The organism is Nocardia goodfellowii, assembly GCF_017875645.1.
GTDB classification, from domain to species: Bacteria; Actinomycetota; Actinomycetes; order Mycobacteriales; family Mycobacteriaceae; genus Nocardia; species Nocardia goodfellowii.
Genome location: NZ_JAGGMR010000001.1, coordinates 7718487 through 7735943, shown reverse-complemented (window position 1 = coordinate 7735943; position 17457 = coordinate 7718487). Strand labels below are relative to the sequence as shown.

18 protein-coding genes are annotated in these 17457 nt (G+C 62.3%); 17 read left to right on the top strand and 1 reads right to left on the bottom strand.

Annotated features, from left to right (window positions below; translation table 11 throughout):
* Window positions 1-758: 758 nt before the first annotated feature.
* The 15 genes from BJ987_RS35875 to BJ987_RS35805 all read left to right on the top strand — a co-directional run bounded on the left by BJ987_RS35875 (window position 759) and on the right by BJ987_RS35805 (window position 13599).
* On the top strand, window positions 759-1427 hold the full coding sequence (locus tag BJ987_RS35875) for a hypothetical protein (protein WP_209897456.1): 669 nt from the start codon (window positions 759-761) through the stop codon (window positions 1425-1427).
* Between the two features lie 515 nt (window positions 1428-1942).
* Window positions 1943-2662 carry a peptidoglycan recognition protein family protein gene (locus BJ987_RS37645; RefSeq protein ID WP_307869859.1) on the top strand — a complete coding sequence of 240 codons (720 nt, stop codon included), beginning with the start codon at window positions 1943-1945 and terminating at the stop codon, window positions 2660-2662.
* A 351-nt stretch (window positions 2663-3013) separates the two neighbouring features.
* On the top strand, window positions 3014-6202 hold the full coding sequence (locus tag BJ987_RS35865; protein ID WP_209897455.1) for a hypothetical protein: 3189 nt from the start codon (window positions 3014-3016) through the stop codon (window positions 6200-6202).
* Between the two features lie 56 nt (window positions 6203-6258).
* The gene (locus BJ987_RS35860; RefSeq protein WP_209897454.1) at window positions 6259-7011 is read left to right on the top strand and encodes a hypothetical protein; all 753 of its coding nucleotides are present in this window, start codon (window positions 6259-6261) and stop codon (window positions 7009-7011) included.
* Between the two features lie 121 nt (window positions 7012-7132).
* The gene (locus BJ987_RS35855; RefSeq protein ID WP_209897453.1) at window positions 7133-7882 is read left to right on the top strand and encodes a hypothetical protein; all 750 of its coding nucleotides are present in this window, start codon (window positions 7133-7135) and stop codon (window positions 7880-7882) included.
* Entirely contained in the window at window positions 7872-8378 is a 507-nt protein-coding gene (locus tag BJ987_RS35850; RefSeq protein WP_209897452.1) for a DUF6301 family protein, read from the top strand. Before BJ987_RS35855 ends, BJ987_RS35850 begins: the two co-directional genes overlap by 11 nt.
* Before the next feature lie 600 nt (window positions 8379-8978).
* Window positions 8979-9701, top strand: coding sequence for a PE-PPE domain-containing protein (locus BJ987_RS35845; protein WP_245366285.1), 723 nt, complete (start codon window positions 8979-8981; stop codon window positions 9699-9701).
* 20 nt (window positions 9702-9721) lie between these two features.
* Window positions 9722-10384, top strand: coding sequence for a hypothetical protein (locus BJ987_RS35840; protein ID WP_209897450.1), 663 nt, complete (start codon window positions 9722-9724; stop codon window positions 10382-10384).
* A 245-nt stretch (window positions 10385-10629) separates the two neighbouring features.
* Window positions 10630-10851 (top strand): hypothetical protein, encoded by a 222-nt coding sequence (locus tag BJ987_RS35835; protein WP_209897449.1) that lies wholly within the window; start codon window positions 10630-10632, stop codon window positions 10849-10851.
* Entirely contained in the window at window positions 10851-11300 is a 450-nt protein-coding gene (locus tag BJ987_RS35830; RefSeq protein WP_209897448.1) for a hypothetical protein, read from the top strand. Before BJ987_RS35835 ends, BJ987_RS35830 begins: the two co-directional genes overlap by 1 nt.
* Before the next feature lie 94 nt (window positions 11301-11394).
* The gene (locus tag BJ987_RS35825; RefSeq protein ID WP_209897447.1) at window positions 11395-12057 is read left to right on the top strand and encodes a phage tail tube protein; all 663 of its coding nucleotides are present in this window, start codon (window positions 11395-11397) and stop codon (window positions 12055-12057) included.
* A gap of 137 nt (window positions 12058-12194) precedes the next feature.
* The gene (locus tag BJ987_RS35820; RefSeq protein WP_209897446.1) at window positions 12195-12365 is read left to right on the top strand and encodes a hypothetical protein; all 171 of its coding nucleotides are present in this window, start codon (window positions 12195-12197) and stop codon (window positions 12363-12365) included.
* 30 nt (window positions 12366-12395) lie between these two features.
* Window positions 12396-12728, top strand: coding sequence for a hypothetical protein (locus BJ987_RS35815; RefSeq protein WP_209897445.1), 333 nt, complete (start codon window positions 12396-12398; stop codon window positions 12726-12728).
* Between the two features lie 119 nt (window positions 12729-12847).
* The gene (locus BJ987_RS35810; RefSeq protein WP_209897444.1) at window positions 12848-13213 is read left to right on the top strand and encodes a hypothetical protein; all 366 of its coding nucleotides are present in this window, start codon (window positions 12848-12850) and stop codon (window positions 13211-13213) included.
* The gene (locus BJ987_RS35805) at window positions 13210-13599 is read left to right on the top strand and encodes a hypothetical protein (protein ID WP_209897443.1); all 390 of its coding nucleotides are present in this window, start codon (window positions 13210-13212) and stop codon (window positions 13597-13599) included. The genes BJ987_RS35810 and BJ987_RS35805 overlap by 4 nt, the downstream gene beginning before the upstream one ends.
* Window positions 13600-13660: 61 nt before the next feature.
* Here BJ987_RS35805 and BJ987_RS35800 read toward each other — a convergent pair whose 3' ends face one another.
* A complete protein-coding gene (locus tag BJ987_RS35800; RefSeq protein ID WP_209897442.1) occupies window positions 13661-14872 on the bottom strand; it encodes a WD40/YVTN/BNR-like repeat-containing protein in 1212 nt (403 codons plus the stop codon).
* Between the two features lie 157 nt (window positions 14873-15029).
* Here BJ987_RS35800 and BJ987_RS35795 point away from each other — a divergent pair, with 157 nt between their 5' ends.
* Together BJ987_RS35795 and BJ987_RS35790 are read left to right on the top strand one after the other, a co-directional pair.
* Window positions 15030-16445: a hypothetical protein gene (locus BJ987_RS35795; RefSeq protein ID WP_209897441.1), complete on the top strand. Its 1416-nt coding sequence runs from the start codon at window positions 15030-15032 to the stop codon at window positions 16443-16445.
* Between the two features lie 144 nt (window positions 16446-16589).
* Window positions 16590-17456 (top strand): phage tail protein, encoded by an 867-nt coding sequence (locus BJ987_RS35790; protein ID WP_209897440.1) that lies wholly within the window; start codon window positions 16590-16592, stop codon window positions 17454-17456.
* Window position 17457 lies beyond the last annotated feature (1 nt).

The window sequence follows — 17457 nt, the reverse complement described above, 5'->3', positions numbered from 1 at the left end:
CCGAAGCAGGCTCCGGCGACCAAAGCGGAACGCGCGCAAGCCAGGAAGGTATCGCGCGGACATCTGTCTTGGCACAGCGCCTTCGCGGCAAGGGTTGCCGGCAGAACCTGCCAGCCGCTCGTGTCCTCGGGTTGCAGGAACCCAGGCAGTCCGAGACAAGGTGGTTGATCATTCACCGCGCCAGGCTACAACAAGATGTTGCAATTTGTATACATTCGCCTGCACCATTGTAGAGCCTGGGTGGGCTGGGTGCTCGATTCGAGTCGGATCCACAAGCTCGCGCTGATCGATCCCGGTCGGGCTGCTGCCTCGCCCAGCAAGTTCCGGCCTGCCTCGCGCTGCGGAGAGCCGCGTGGTTGCCTGAGTTGCCTTGCGGCGCTACGCGGCTGATCTGCGCGATCGAGTCAGCTCGATTGCACGAGATTGCACACATTTATTGCGTATTTCGATGCGAGGTCGGTGTCGCCGGATATCCAGGCATGTTGGTCGACTATCGGCTCGGAGTGAGCGAGTTGCGGCTACGCTTGCTCGCGTCATTGCATGTACTAGATAGCAGCCTCGCGCAATTGCGACCCTCCGAAGTGAGTATCGGCGCCCGCCCACCCGCCCATCTCCGCGATCCGGCTGCCGCATCGAGAAAAGATCTGCTGTCCATCAAACCTGTCCAGACCGCTAGTCAAGAAGGCCGTATGTACACCGAACCACTCAACCCTGAGCGCCGCGCCGCCGTCATGGCGGCGCTCGGGGCCGTCCCGGCGTTGCTGGCCGAACTCGACATCACGCTCAGCCGTGCGGACTCCATTGCCTCCGCGGGTTCGCTGGGTTCCGCCCGCACGACAAAAACCGAACAGGTTCTGCCGTTCAATACCGGTGCCGCGAAGTCGCTCCGAGACCTCGGAGCTGTGCTGACCCACTATTCGGTGGCGATTTCGGCCATAGCCGGTCGGCGTGCACCAGCCACTACCGTCGACCAGGCCAGGTTCCTCGCCTGGTACTTGCCCCGGGTGCCCGACGATTCCGATGCCGTACTCGGTATGGATGTCGCGTTGTCCAGCGCGATGCGGTCGGCGTACCGCACCATCGACCGCCCGGAGCCGCGTGTCAGCGTTGGCGATTGCGCGTGTGGTTTGAGGCTTTACGCCCAGCCGGATGCCGACATTGTCCGGTGCGCAGGGTGCGGTGTGCTCGTCTCGGTGCGGCATCGCCGTCGTCAGATGTTGAATCAAGCCTACGAAATGCTGGGTACGGCAGCCGAACTCGCGCGGCTGGTGTCCGACAGTTTCGGTGCCCGTATCTCCGCCGAGCGGATCAGGCAGTTAGCCCGTCGGGGAAAACTGACCGGCCACGTCGTCAGCAGCCGGACTGTGTACCGGCTCGGCGATGTGATCGAGCTCTGTGCACCTCAAAGGAATTCCGATTCTGCTTGATCGGTGAAGCTTCAGGCTCTCGCGCAGGTCGCCTCGGAAATGTCGAATACTGCTGCGCTGCAAGTCATTGCGGCCGCCGCGCGAGTGCGTCGATTGTCTGGGCGCCGACCGAAAATGGTCGTTTTCCTGCGATGTTGGTCGGATTTGCCGGTTTGTCACCTAACCGTTGATAGGCTCGGGCAGTCGGATCAATGTCAAGTAGAACCTTTGCCGTACAAAGGTTTTCGGTCCGAACAACACTAATCGGCCAATCTGCGCCGACCACGAATCCCTGCTTGCTGGTTCCCTGAAACCGGTTGCGCTCTCTCGGCTCTTCCGGACCTTCCGCACGCGGCTTATCTCAATAGGCCGAGTAGAGCGGGAGCCAGCAAGGCGGGCTCGAATCCCTGGCTATTCACGGCCCCCGGTATAGGGCGCAAGTCTGCAAACGACTACATACACCGAAGGAATACGCGATGTCTTGGACCGGTGACCCGATCTGGCTGGCCGACGTGCTACGAGCGGCAGGGCTGCGTGTGATCGAGCATGAAGGTTGGCGCGACCGCGGCCATGGAGATTTCCGCGACCTGCGGGGTGTGTTGTGTCACCACACCGCCGGAGGTGGCAGCCAGGACTGGCGCATTGTCCAATACGGCCGCCCCGACCTGGAAGGCCCTCTCGCCCAGTTGGTTCTGGAACGCGATGGCACTTTCCGCGTCATTGCCGCAGGAGTGTGCTGGCACGCCGGGCGCGGCTCTTGGCCCGGTTGGCCGACCGACAACGCCAATTACCACGTCATCGGGATCGAGGCCGTGTCCCGCGGTGACGGCTCCGATTGGACTCCGGCACAACTGGATGCCTACAAGCGTGGCTGCGCGGCGATTCTGGCGCGCATCGGACGCTCGGCCCAGGACTGTGTGGCCCATCGGGAGTACAGCCGCGAAGGGAAGATCGACCCGGCCGGCATCGACATGCACGAATTCCGCCGCGAGGTAGCGGCTTTCATCGAAAGGAAGGAGGCGCCGATGAGCGCTTCAGAAGTCAGCCAGATCCAGGACTTCATCGCAGGCTTCTGCGGCCCGATCAGCAGCGACGTCAAAGACATTCGTGAACAGCTGTGCGGGCGCGAGCAGCGTGACCAAGGCCAGTACGGTGGCTGGCCGCAGCTGGGCGATCGCACCTTGGTCGACGCGCTGGCCGATGTGATCGCCCGGTTGGACAAGTTCGAGTCTCGATTCATTCCTCCGGCTGCTTGAACCGGCGGGCGCTTGCCCGCCTGCCCTATCCCGCCCGGCACACTCCGGAAACTGCGATAGCAGGCGGAGCTTGTGTCCGATTCAGGCCCGCCCTGTTGCGCGCCCGTCTCCCGCGGACTTCCCGCGGTCGCAGACGCTGCTGCCGCGCACGGGGCGTAATGGTCCCGTCCCTGGGCCCGCTCATGCCCAGGGACGGGACCTTCCTCTTTCTCGGATCCGGTTCCTGCGCAAGCGAATTGGAATCGGGTTCTGCCCTCAGGCTGCCATAGGCGCTGCGTCGTCCACAGCGCACTTGCGCGGACGACGCGCTCTGCGGCCACGCAATCGCATAAAGATACTGGAGATTTGCAAATGGCTCCGAATCCAGAACCGTCGTCCCCGGGCAAGCCCATCGATCCGTCGATCGCCGCGCTTTATCCCGGACTGGTAGCAGGACCGACCCAGGCCCCCGGGGCAGGGCAAAAACCCCCGCAGTCGCCGCCCGCCGCTCCGGCCTCGACGAAGCCTGTCGCCCCCTCGGTAGCCGCGCTGTATCCGGGATTGGTGCCGACCGCCCCGCAATCGGCCAAACCCACACAGGAGACAACGAAAACACCGACCGCGCCGAAGGCACCTGAGCAGCCGAAGGAACCTCGAAAGCCAGTGGATCCAGCTGTGGCTGCGCTGTATCCCGGACTCCTCGGACCTGCCGAGGACCCCGCGTCTACGAGCCCGGCGGCGATGGGTCTGCCGGACACATTGGCCCTTGTCAAGAATGGCCCGCCGAAGCCCGGACAAACGGTAACCCTGCCTAGCGGCACCACGATCGATTACGAGGGTGTGGCGTTGTCGAACGGGCTCACCGGATACCAGTCGACGATGAATGTGCCGGGTGTGGATCAGCCGCTGGTATCGCGCCCGCAGGCAATGTACTCCCCTCAGCAGTTGGCTGGTCTGTTCGCCACCGACGATTCCTACACCGCCGAACAGCGCGACCGTGACCTCGCGCTGCTCCATGGGCCGCGAACAATGGGCCCGTATACCGCTGGCGCGCTCGTCGCAGAGGCTGCCGCGAAAGCTGCAGCCACCGAACGATTGAACGCCCACTGGAATCAGAGCGGACTTCTAGGCGGCGCAGACGGGGCAACGGTATTGCCCAGACCGGGCTACAGCCCGACCCAATTGGCGAACGACCTGAGCCTTGCCAGCACGACCGGCAATCTCGATGCAGCCAGCGAACGGCTACGGCAGGAGGCACAGGATCGGCTCAACAAGTATGCGTATACAAAGCATGATCAAGACGACGACCAGTTCGCCGCGCAATACCAGTACCTGCCTGTCGACGATCCACGTCGTAAAGCCGAGGTTCAGCGCTACATCGATGCCGGTCTCACTCCGGACCAGGCGCAGAGTGCCGTGTGGCGCAATGCCTACGAGGCCCGAAACCGACTGAGCTTGGCCGGTATCCCGCTGCTCGATCGAGCGCAAGCCGAGCAGCTCGAGAACACCCCGCGGCTGTATAGCACCGATCCACGTCGCCCGTACGTCACAGACGATTCTCCGTACGAAGGCAAACCGCACAAGTTCACCGAGACCGACTTTCGCATCTTCCTCGGTGACGTGACCGGCCTCAAGGACCTCCAAGAAGGTCTCCTTACCGGCGATCCCGGGCAGGCCGCGGTGGGCGGACTCATGACCGCTCTGACCTTCACACCCGGCGTCTTCGTAAAACCGCTCATGGGTATGTTCGGCAAAATCGGGCGATGGGCGGACGACATTCCGCCGGGGGTCCCCGGAGGGGCGACCAACGGGTTATTGCCCGGGCTGGTCGTCGGAGGCGGGACAGCGGACAACGTCGCCCCGTTCCTCAGGAACCTCGACCCGCCCACACCGACGCTCCATGTACCCAGATCGAGCGATCCACTCCCGCCTAACTGGGATGGGACGATCAGCGTTCCGGGTAAACCCGGCCCCGCTCCGCATACTCCCAGAACTGAAGGTGCTCCAGGACTTGGTCCCGAACCGACAGTGCCTCGGCCTTTCTCACCAGGGCCGGGACCGGTCTTACCCTGGCAGCGACTCGATCCATGGGGGACCGGTGATATCAGCCCGCTCGATCCGTTCTTCGGCGCCCCGAGAGTCCGCCCTGGCCAGAGTATTCCGCGCCGTGCCCCTGGCGAACACGGAGGAAGCGGAGCATCGCCCTCGCTGGGGGTCACCCGGTCTCCGGCGCCGGGTTCGGCTGGCGATCTCGTGATGCAGGTCGACGAGCTATACCGGTCAGGCATGGGGGAGGCGGATATTATTGCCGCTTTACGCAACAAGGGGATAGCCGACGACATTATCCGCGATGACCAGATCCAAGCGGTCATTGCCGCATCGCGCGAACGTCCTGGGCTGTTGATGCCCGGCCAGAGGATGGGTAACGACGGCCGGATCATTGGTTCTAGAGGAAACCCGGGCGCCGAAGATCTTCCTCTAGGTAGACATCCACTCACCACTGCGGAAGATGTAAGACCGCCTAAAGCGAAACAGAACGCATTGGAAGATGCGACCGCATTGACGGGCGGTGAACGGTCTGGAATGCAGCAGTTGCCGGGGACGAATCCGAGTCCATGGGACACTGCAAGTTTGGCCGATAAGGGAAACGTTGGTGGTATTGGTGGCGAGTTGGGTCAAGGGCTCACGCGAGCAAAGCTGCTAGACGACGGTGACATAATTCTCGCTGAAGGAAAGCAGGCGAGGATCCCGATCCCGGGACAACCGGGGAAGTATTTTGAGCCTGACTTCATCGTCATGAGGGACGGGAAGGTAGTCTTTGTCGAGTCGAAATGGCGCGGTGGCGAATACACGGCAGCCCAGCTCGAAGGCTACGAGGCTTACCGGCAAGGTGGGATGGCGCTCGTAATCGACGAAGCCAAGAATCCGTATCTGCTGCAGCGTATTGAAGAACTCCAACTAGACCCGGCAACGCTTGAAGTCGCTGGCGTCAAAACCATCCGGTGGAACGACGGGTGGGGGCCGACTGACCGGACGGTTTGGAAGGCTGCAAACGATCCGTGGCCGAGCAGTATGGTAAAACAGGATGGCGACTGGAATCTATCGCTTGCCGCATACGCGGAACTCAATGCCGAAGCCGCACGCCGCGCGGCGGCTGCCAACAATCCTGCCGCCTACCTATATTTTCAGGCGCGCAGTAGCTCGTTAGGCGCTGTGCAGGCGTTGACGCCAGCCGATTCAGGAGTGCAACGAGCGCTCGCGAGTGCGGTGGATACATTCTCACAGAGGGCGGCCGCAATTCTTGGTGGTCCATCTATGGGTGCGGGTGATGCGATGAAATCATTGGGGTTCGTCGCTGGTGCCGGCCTGATCCCCGTGATGCCCGATCTGCTGGCCCCGTTGCACTCCAGCCTCGCGTCGGCATCTGGCACTGCGAGGGAGGCCGCAACAAGGGTCAACCAATCATTGACTATCCATATCTCTATTCCGGCGCCTACCCGTCATGATGCGGGATCGCCTGCCGAACAACTGAGAGAGATGGAGCTTCTGGGACGGCGATAGGTACGCCGGGGTGGAGCTGCCAGGATATGGCGGTAGCAACTGGAGAGGAGAGTGTAATGGGTGCCAGCATGACCGACAGGGTGATGAACCTGATAATTTCCCAGCTGACCGAGGTTTTGGCTGCCGACGGCTTCGTCCGGTGCCCAGCTCCGGATGGGAAGGGCGAGGCGGAGCCGGGAGAGCGGTATCCGACCTGGCGACGCGCATGGTTTGCCGCGACCGGCGACGTTGAAGCGGGACTGAATCCGACGATCATGGCGCACCTGCTGCGGGGCGACGGAGGGAGCGTCGGCGTTTCGGGGTGGGCCTCCGTGATGTCGGATGCTGTGGCTCAGATCCGTGCCGAGCTACCTCCTCTGGCTTTGGAAAGCGCTGCCAGTAGGCGCGTGCCCGCTGATCTGGAGGGCGTGTCGTTTGGTCAGTTCCAGTATCCGCAGCATGTCGGGATGGCGACGATCTGGATCACTCTGGAATCCGATGTCGACTATTGCGTGGATCGGTTCATGGACAGTGTCCGCGGGCCGGTGCAGCAGTGGTTCGCGCAGCGAGCGACCGTGCCAGGCTTGGTCGCGATGGCAACCGCACCGACGCTGTCGGCCTTGGACCGGTCCAATCCGGATCCCGTGCGGTTACGGGGTGCAGTGATCTTGGCGTTGCTGGGAGGACACATCGACGAGGCAGTGACGCTGATGGACTGGTATAAGCGGCGTGATCAGTTCCATGCGTGGGATTCTGCCGAGCGGGTCGAGGCATTCGACGCGGCGATGTCGACTCGCTTCCCCGAATACGCCGCTGCGCGGCGCGGTTGAATCACAGCGCTTTCCGACTGCTGCATACCGACTGCTTCTGCTCGTTGCGGTTTCGTCTCCATCGAATGGGCTGTAACACCGGGGGCACGTGGGACAAAGTGAACGATTGGAAAGATTCGACATGACAGTGCGTGAATACGATCGTATCGATCAGCTAACGGTGCGACTGGACGGCCGACTGCGGTTGGCGATGACCGAAGATCGTAACTACGGGAACGGCTCAGATGAGTCCTTGACAGAGGATTTCCGGCGGAAGCTGAACGCCTACCTCGGTGCGGTGCGGGCGGGTGAGGTGTATCGCATGGCGAGGAGGGCCGGCGTCAAGGGCGACAAGGGGATTGAGATCGTGTTGTTCAGTGCCACTGAGCCGACGTCGATGGTGTTCGAGATGCTGAAGGCTGTCAACTCGAGTCTAGGGGGTGAGCAAATCGCCGCCAGGTGGGAGTCGTTGGAGCCGACCAAGAATCGTTCCGAACTGATTGAGCAGGCGGTCGTTGACGAGGCTATCAAATTACTCGAGTCGGGTTGGAAGTTCGCGCTGCTGTGGGTGTCGATGGTCGGTCGTGAAGGCGGTGCGGGCATGCAGGTGGTGCTCGGTGATGAGGCAATTACCAACGTGGAGCTGCCGGATACGTTGCGAGGGTTGCTGTTCGCGCACAAGCAAGCGACCCACGACCGAGTCTGCGGGGCATGGTTGAGCGGCCAGATTCGGATTGCCCCGCCTTCTCGGTACGAGACGAGCTTCTCGTGGAGCTCTGTTCCGGAGTGGGTTCCGACGCCAAGCGTGCAGGACGTCCGTCAGGAGCTCGCCGACTACCCCCGAGCGCCTGCGGAGATCCCGTCGTGGATGCGGATATCGGATGGCTGGTGACCGCGCAGTGACAGACCTGGAAGGATCTTTCGGCGTCATTGAAATTGCATCCCGATTCGATTGGAAATGGTCGATTGAAGACGTTGAAAGATTCTGTCGGGCCGCTGGCTGGACCGTGGATCATATTCGTAGAAGGGGAGCTTTGCTCGAAACCGGCCTGTCGGCGGGTGATGGTTTGGCTCACGTCTCGCTGGACGATCAAATCAATACTATCTCCTTCTCGGCGAGCGACGAAGTCGACGCAGCTGATCAGCGAATGGTTGCTGACTTGCTCGGCAGCTTCGATGCGATAACGAGGTTGGTCAGCGAAGATCTAGGTGAACCGTCGAAACGGGAATTCGGTACTGACCCCCGCGTGCGCTGGGATCTGCAACAACTGGTGATTTTCGTTTCGATGCATAGCGGCCGGATTTGGATCCGATTTGTCAATCCGGAATTTCAGAAGCAGCAGGAGATTTGGGACCGTGACGTGGCGGGCACCGCAGAGGAATACTGAGTCAGCTAACCTCGACATTTCGCGCGGCTAAGGTGAGGGGGCTCGCCCGTAGGGCTAACAGCGGGTGACTCCCTCGGCAACGCGCACCCCGCGAGCCTTCTGACTTCGGAAACCTTGCCTTCAAGGGCTCGGTGAAGACTCCGAAAACCGCTATCTACCAGCGCTGTTGGTCCCTTTCGGCCCGTTTGCTATCCAAGGCACGCTAGGCTTTAGCCACAGGCAAGAAGAAAATCGGAACTCCTTCCGAAGTTTTTTGCCTTTCGAATACAAGCAATCCTGACGGCGCTGATCGCCCGTCATTTCCAGCCCATGCGGCACGCCCCCGAACGACTATCAGGTTGACAGCGGGTTCAGAGCGTTCCGCATGCCCGCCCCTTGCGCGCCCGTCTCCCGCGGGTGGTCCGCGGTTGCAGACGTCGTCGCAGCGCAGGGGCGCCACAGTCCCGCCCCCGGAGCATTTCCCTCACTCCGGGGGCGGGACTCGTCTAACCAAGCGAAATGAATTCCTGCAGAAGGTGTTCCGGAAATTGAAAGGCCGCTCGCGTGATCACTGTTTTGACATGTCGTGGTACCGGAGAGCGTCTCGGTGCGCCGGCGAACATGCTCTCTTGCGTTACGCGGAGGCTCGACAGCACGAAGTATTCGATCGGTCCCGATGTCGACTACCCAGCCAGTATCGGACCAGTAAATCCTCAGGGTCGTTATGACGGTTGCTCGGAAGAACAGTCGGTGGCGCTGGGTGTCGAGGCCTTGGCCGCAGAGATCCGCGCGACCCCCAACCGAGTAGGGATTCTTGGATACAGCCTCGGCGCTCTCGTGGTGACTCGTCTCCTCGAGGCGAAAGGGCGAGGCGAGTACCCGGACTGCGAGGTGGAGTGGGCAGCCAATATCGCCAATCCCCTTCGCCAGGAGGGTGATTCGGTAGATCGCGGGGCGGCGGGATTCGGGATCAACGGTCAGCATGGGCCTTGGCCGGAAGACATCATCACCTGGGAAGTAGCCCACCACGCCGATGGGATCACCTGCTGCCCCGCGGACTCGCCGCTACGGACCCTCGCCGACACCATGTCCGCATTCAGCTTCGCCGCCTTGGGCGGCTGGAGCAGTGCGCTGGCCGAGCGCATCCGTGGCAATCGTTGGCAGTTGGACCACCGCGACTGGTGGCAGCACCCGATCCGCCAGTGGCAGTCGTGGTCTCAGGCCGCAGCGCTCATGGACGGGTATGTCCGCGGCGGCGCGCACAACGCCATATACCGAACCGACGGCTACTGCGACCGGCTGGCCGCGCTACTCAACGCGCACCGAACCGCGGTCACCGCATAGAAATCAATGGATGGTCGAAAATGTCTTTCGAAGATGTACGAGACGATGCGCAATTCGTCCGCTTCGCCGACGGGGAACTAGAAGGACGCCGACCCGGCTATGACGATGGCGCGCTGTCGATTTCACGCCCCGGTCGCCTGGCTCCCTTCTTGCAATGGCCGCTGATGGCCGGCGCTGCGGGACAGGCACTGGGTAGGTCGTTGAAGCCGAAGGCGTACGCCGCGGGCGGGGACGTGGAAGACGAACACGGCCCGACTGATGCCGGTGGCTTCCTATCCACCGCGCCGGTCGGTTCACTATTTCCTTTTCTGCAATGGCACAACTGGTACAACATTTACAAAGGCACCCGCGATGAGATCGTCGCGGCCGGTGGCGAAGCCGCCATCTCAGCGCTGGTCGGAGCGGTAGCCGGACCGGCGGGAGCTGCCGTCGCGGGTGCGGGCACCGCCTTGGCCGGCACAGTTACATCTGTTGTGCAGACCCTCTCATCGGCGTCGCAGAACCTACGACAAACCGCTCCCAAACTGGTGCAGCCTCAGTTGCGCACTCTCGAACAGCGCATCGGTCCGGAGATCGACCGGAGTACCACCATCAATGTCATCAAGACCGAGAAATACGGCGCGACATTCACCAACGATCCGCTGCGTGACCGACTCTCCACCTACCTGAGCCACGTGCGTTGAAGACCAGGCGCTGCTCGCACGAGCGAGAGGGGGTGATGAGAAATGCTCAATAACATCGTCGATGTCCTCGAACTGCTCAGCGTGATCCTTCCGCTGATGCTGCCACTGCTGGGGCTGTAAATCGCAGTGTCAGAGCGGGGTTCGTGGAAACCCCGTGGGGCCGGACCCGGCACTCGTCCGCCGGCCCATATCCGATCGTTCTTTTCCACGGATCACCCGTGAACCCAACCTCTTTGGAGAAACCTGTGCCCAGTTCCACTGACCCTGATGGCCTCGCTGAACGCATCCTCACCGATGTCCAGGCTGTGGTCGCACGGCTGGCGACCTTGCGAGCCGACGCCAACGCACTGGCCAATCTGGCCCAGGGAGTCGCGATGACGGTGGCTGACGCCATGCCCGCTCCGGAGGCCCCAGCAGGCATTCTCGAGGCCGAGGTGGCTGTCGGGCCGGCGCCGGAAGCGGCGTAATGCCAACCTATCCCGCGCCTGGAGAATTCCCCGACTTCGAGCAGTTCATGGTAGATCTGCTCACTCCGCTCGCTACCACCGTCACCACATTGCCCGCGACCTCGGAAGATCTGCAATCCGAGCTGCCCCTGATCTGGGTGCGCACGACCGGCGGGACGCTGGACATCAACGCCATCACCTACAAGGCGAAAGTCAGCGTGGTGGCATTCGGTACCACTCGCACTCAGGCGCAACAGCTTTCGGTGCAAATCCGCAGCGGGCTGCTGGGCGCTCCGGCCAGCCGCGTCAACGGTGTTCTCGTCGACTACACCGAGGAGATCGTCGCCGAGGAGCCGAAGTTCCATCCGCCGGTCCTGCGCCGTAGCCGCGGTCTGTCCGAGGTCCCCGACCTCGATCCGCTCAATCAGATGGTCGAGATCGCCTTCTCTATCGAAGCCCGCCGCCAGTAGGCCCGAATCTGGCCGCTGACTGGGCTTTTCACCGGCACCGCTCGGTGCCGGTTCCTTTAACCGTGCCCGCCTAGGGGCGCTCGAATGGAGACACATGCCTGCCACCAACCTCACCGCGCTGAAGAACGCGCAGCGCGCGCTGCTGCTCAAGCCGCTCGACGCGGCTGTTTTCATCGCTCCGCACTACACCGCGGCCCCTTCCGCGCTGACCGACGCCTCCGGCGCTCTGCAGACGCTGCCTGCGGCCTACCAGCCGGTCGGCCTGATCGACAAGAAGACCGGTGTGGCTTTCGCTCGCGGCATCACCGCCGCCCCGATCGAGTCCTACGGTGAACTGCAGCCGGTGCGCAATGATGTCACCAGCGACATCACCACCATCGAGTTCCAGCCGCAGCAGACGACCGCGCTGACGCTGAATCTGGCTACCGGGACCGCCCTTTCGGCGATCAAGGCCAACGCCACCTCCGGTGAGGTGTTCTTCGCGCAGCCGGCCTCGGAGGAGATCACCTACTACTCGGCGATCATCATCGGCAAGGACGGCAACGATGCCAGCCCGATCTATGTCTACAAGGTGCTTCCCAAGGTCGCGGTCAGCAAGTACGGCGGCGAGCAGTGGAATCCGACCGAGGTTCTGGCCCAGAAGCTGACCATGGTCGCCTTCAAGGATGACACCGCCGGCTACGCCATCGCGCACGGCTTCGGCGGCTCCGGCTGGAAGAAGATCCTGGCGCAGACCGGCATCCCCAACGCCGCGTAACGCCCCCGACCGTCCCTGACGGTTGCTCGAGCTCCCGAGTCCACGACTTGGGCGTGGGGCGTGTCATGTGTCTCCGGTCATGGCACGCCCCACAAATTTCCTTATCCATTCTTGCCGGAGAAGAAAGCGGGTCCACCGTGTCCGCCATTCCCACCGAGTACCCCGTCACCATGACCGACGGCGTCGACGACTACATCGTTTCCAATGCGAGCGAATACGTGAACGCGGTCTTCAAGCTCGGTCACGCCGAGAAGGCCGAAGTCGAAGCTGTCGGCCAGCCTGCGCGCCGCCGCACCTCGAAGCCCTAGTAACACAACACAACCCGGAGATCTGACACCATGGCATCCACACCCGAAGCGGCCGCTCAGGCCGAGGTCGGCGGTCGTTTCTACGAGCTGCAGCAAGAGCTCGCTCCGCGCCGACGCGCGTCTTACCGCCTGACCGACGACATCACGATCGCACCGGTCACCCGCAGCCAAGTTTTGGCTCTGCGCCGGACGAACAGCGATGACGAACAGATGGCGATCGTGCTGGGCGACCAGTACGAGGCTGTCGAAAGACTGTTCGCCGATCGGCCGCTCGACGAGTGGTTCGCCTTTCAGAGAGATCTCTACGCCCATCTCTTCGGCCAGGGCTCCGCGGAGCTGCCGGGGGGATCTCAGGGCTCGTAGAGTTCTGGGATCGTTTCGGTGCCGCGCTCGACTACGACTTGCTCGAGCGCGGCATCGACGTCCGGGATTGCTTCGGGCCCAACCCAATCCGTACCCGTGACTGGCGCACCATCTGGGCATTGAAAGACAGGCTGCCGCACGGCTCGCAATACCGGTCCGCGCTCGCGATGGACCGCGAACTCGCCGAACAGATGCTCGCCGCCGAACAAGCCGAGGCCGAACTCGATCTCTACGAGGAAGCCGAAGGCCCCTCCGGGCCGAACCCCGAGGGCTACACCATCGACAGCTACCTATTGCTGTCCATCATCGACGCACTGCAGGGCGTGCAAGCCGCAGTTATCGCCGCCGCCGGTGGCGACCCGCCCCGGCTCACACCGATGCCCCGTCCGGTCACCGCGGTAGACATCGTCCGCGACGCACAACGAGACGAGTCGATGCAAAACCTCATCGACGAGTTCACCGCATCCACCTGGGAGGACGAATGATCTATTCCGCGACCCTGCCGGCCCAGGCCGCCGGCGGATCCATCACTACCACCCTGGCCGGGGTCTACTCCCCGGCCTTCTACAGCGGCGACACTGTCACTGACGTTCAACTCGTCGCACCGCCGGGATATCCCACGCTCACCGGAACCGCGACCGACAACGCCACCATCACTGTCCGTCAGCTCCGCAATGGGGTCGTGCAGCGGACCTTTGCCAGTCTGACACTGGCCGCGGGTACGAACCTCGCCGCGGAGATCCCGGTTACTGTGCCACTTACCTCGCAGCCGGTGCTACGTGCCGGGGATGTCCTCGACGTGCAGGTGAGCCAGAACGGTACGGGGCGAGCGATCGCAAGTGGACTGCATCTGTCGGTCTTTGTGAGCTGAAAGCGATCCCTGCCGAGACAGTTCCGCGCGGTGACCGGAGTCTCGAAATCTCACAGGGGAACTACCGCGGGAGAACGTCGGTGAAGGCGACCCGTGCCCAGGAGCGGCCTGCGTCGTGTGTGGCGAGGAGGGCGATTTCCTGTTCGGGCGTTTTGCCGTGGCGTGCGATCGGTAGGTTGTATTCGATTGCGAATCCATCGGCAGGAGAGACGAATCCGGGGGTGCGGTATCCGACGGTGGTGTTGTCCGCCTGGATCAGGGTAACGGCGTTGGAGTCGGTCTTGTACGTCTGTTCCCAGTGTTGTCCCCCGTCGTGGCTGGCCAATATGGCACCATCCGCTGAGATGGACAGGTCACCGGCGGTGAGGGTTCCGACGAGTGTGGCGGTCCCGGCTGCGGGCGCGTCGTATTCTTCGGTAAACGTCTCGCCGCGGTCGCGGGAGATGAATAGTTTGTTGCGCGTCTTCCAGGGTTCGCCGGCGCTGGCCGGGCCGGCTTTACACAAGGCAATGACGTCGGTATCCGAGGATGCTTGCAGACCGAGGAGTCGCCCTGGCTGCGGGCACGGCGGTGTCCATGGGAACCAATGACCATTGTCTAGTTTCGCACTGACTCCGACCTCGGTGCTCTGCTGCGAGGCGGCGGGAGCGTTGCTGGCTGTGCCGTCGGCCCAGACCCAGGTTGTATCCCCGCGATGTGCGATTTGCACACGGAGTGGGCTCTGGGTGCGGGGCAGGCCAGTGTTGAAAGAGGAGGTCACCCAGTCGTGTCGGTCGACGGTGGGGGTGAGTAACTCCAGCTTGTCGCCCGCGCTAGTGCTCTGGACGAATTGAATCCTGTTGCCGGAGATGATCGCACGGTTGCTGAGTGCGGCACCGCGTGGCGAGATGAGACCGGGTGCGTTCAGGGGTTGCCAGGTAGCGCCGCCGTCGTTGGTCGACCACAGTCTGTCGTCGAGGTCGGCGGCCCAGCCCACACGGCGATCGGCGAGCCGGAGGACCTCTGTGTTCGGCGGCATCGTGATCGAGGCGTCGGGCTGCCAGGTCCGGCCGGCGTCAGTGGTGTGCTGCAGGGCGGTGCATCGTTGACCGGTCGCGCACCCTTTGATTGTCCCGAGTGCCCATCCTTCAGTTTCCGAGATGAAGGTGAGCGAAAGCGGCCTGAATTCAGGCGGTGTGGGGGTATCTGGCCTGGTGGTCACCACCGTGATGCCGATTGCGGCTGCAATTGCCACCGCGGTGCCGAGTCCGATTAAACCCCAACGCTTCTTCACTCGATCTCCAACCTGCTAGCAGTCGGCCAGCCGCCACAGCATAGCCATCCCCACTCGGCCGTGCGAACAGACTGCGCCCTCTTGCGCACGCCTCGCATTGTCGCCCCTCCGCTTTGGTCTGGGGCAGCAAAATCCGAACCGAAAGGTGAAGCTCCGTATGGTCAATTTCGAAGAAAATCTCTTGCTCCCGATCTCGAGGCTGGCACTCGACGCGATATCCCGCGAACCACTTCTCCGATTCGTAAGAGATGACGGGATGAACCATCCGGATGCGCCTCCCTCCAATGGTTGGAACGGGTCACTGCCGCTGTATCCGCCGGATGTGCTGGCGCCGGAAACCCCGCCCCAGCTGGATGGTATCGGTAAACAGCCAGGCTGGGGAACGCAGCCGCAGAGCTGGTACGAGAGACGCAAACTCGAGGAAGCGGAAGCGTACGCCTGGACTTATATGAAGGGTCGAGGCTGGGGGATGGCAGCCAGACTTCTGGACCATTTCATCTCGGGTAGCGGAGCCCCTTTCCGGGTGGGGGCCGATGACGTCGATTCTGCTGTTCTGCATTCGGCCTGGGCCAAGAGCGCGCTGTTCTATGGCCAGAACGTGAGTGCGTTGACTCCGGATCCGAATGACCCTCGCCACCAGTTGGATCGCTTTATGGTGCCGATCGGTTCCCCGGGGTCACAGTATCAACCGGGTATGCAAGCCGAGATCGACGCGGCCGTCAATGCCGTACGAGTCGATCCTGATCTTCTAGGTAAGCCGCAATCACTCCAGGTCGATTGGATGCGGATGCCGGCGAATTCGGACAACACAGATAATGCTGACGTCCACAATGCGTTCGGACATCACTATGTTGGTGCCGCAGGCGTCATCGAGGTGACCGAGTCCAAGGATCGGCCAGGAGAGTACGACTACCGAGTTCAGTTCCAGCCGAAGGTCTGGGATTACTACAAGTTCGATACGCGAATTCCCCTGGACGATGACAGTACGATGACGCGAGCGAAGATCGGCATGAACAATCTGATGCGGGCCGCGCATGGTGCTGGACTGGGGCAGAACTTTCTAACATATGGAACGGGTAGAGATATCGTTCAAGAAGGTACTACGGCTGGCGGAGCGGCTCCCCGAGATACGATCGACTATTACTACGCGGACAGCCCGGACGAGCGCTATCAAGTCTCGCGGAACGACCTTTATGATCCCGGCAGGAAGCCTCCGGAAGCGGATCACGGTTATGCGGGGTACGCCGCCGGCGGTGATGTCAAGGGGCCGGGTTCGTCGATCGGTGACAAGATTCCGGCTTACTTGTCAGACGGCGAGTTCGTCATGAACGCGCGGTCGACGGCGATGAACCGCCCATTCCTCCAGGCCCTGAACGCGGATCCGTACTTCCTGCAGAAGATGCTAGGTGGTCAAAGGTCGGAGCGCGGCCGGTCCAACGGTGGCCAGGGGTACGGCCAGGGGTCTCCGTCGAGTCAGCCCGCCACGGTGAATATTTCGATGTCGAGCCAGGAGGACATCGTCGCCAGGTTGAAAATCCTTTCGCAGCAATGGGAACTGATGCGCGCCGATTGATATGGATCGCATGCGAGGAAGTGTATGGCGAGTCGATCCGGCGTCGCCAGAATTCGAAATCGCTTGCAGCAGTGGAGAAATCTCCACGTTGCCGGGCGTAGCACTACAAAGAACTGAGGTGGATCTGTGGCGTCTAATGCTGCGATGATCACGGTGACCGGTGTCGATGGTTCGCAATGGACTATCGCCGGTCAGGGGAGTGGTCGTGAAGGTGTGGAGTTGGCTACGTCGCCGACCGGGCTGTATGACGCTCCGGTGACGACGATTTGGAATCAGTCGGCGTTTCAGGCTGGTTCGTCGTTCGGTGGTTACCGGACGAACAAGCGCGATGTGGTATTCGCGGTCAATGTTTTTCAGAGTTCAGGTCGTTCGTGGGAGTCGGTGGATTCGGCGTGGCGCAAGGCGTGGGCCTATGACCGCGATGCCACTCTGACGATCACGACCGATTTCGGTACGCGGTCGCTGAAACTGCGGATGTCGGAGCAGCCGGACTTCAAGCCGGACAAGGATCCGCACCTGAAGTCCATCGGCAAGGTGGTCATGACGTGCACCGCGGGAAACCCGTGGTGGGTCGAATCGGATGTGACCGGTACCTGGACCTCCTCGATCGATACCACGGGCGAAGGCAAAAGCCAGGCTGGTGCGGTGACCATTGCCAATCCGACCGATCAGCCGATGTGGTTGAAATGGGTGTGTTCGGCGCCGGGGAAGTGGACGCTGCCCGATTTCTCGTGGGGTGCGGTCGATCGCGATGCCGCGCGCGTGATCACGCTGCCGCAGACCGCTGCCGGTAAGGATCTGACGGTCGACACCGACCCGATGGAAGAAATGATCGTCGCCAAAGACGGTTCGCAGATCTGGGCGCTGATGAACGGTGTCAGCTTCCTGTATCCGGTGCCGCCCTACACCCCGGCAACTTCGGTGCCGGTCTCGGTCAGCGGTGCTCCCTCGGGAGCTTCGGTGCTGGTCGTGCAGCCGCGTAACTGGTCGCGTCCGTGGGGGCTGCAGTGAC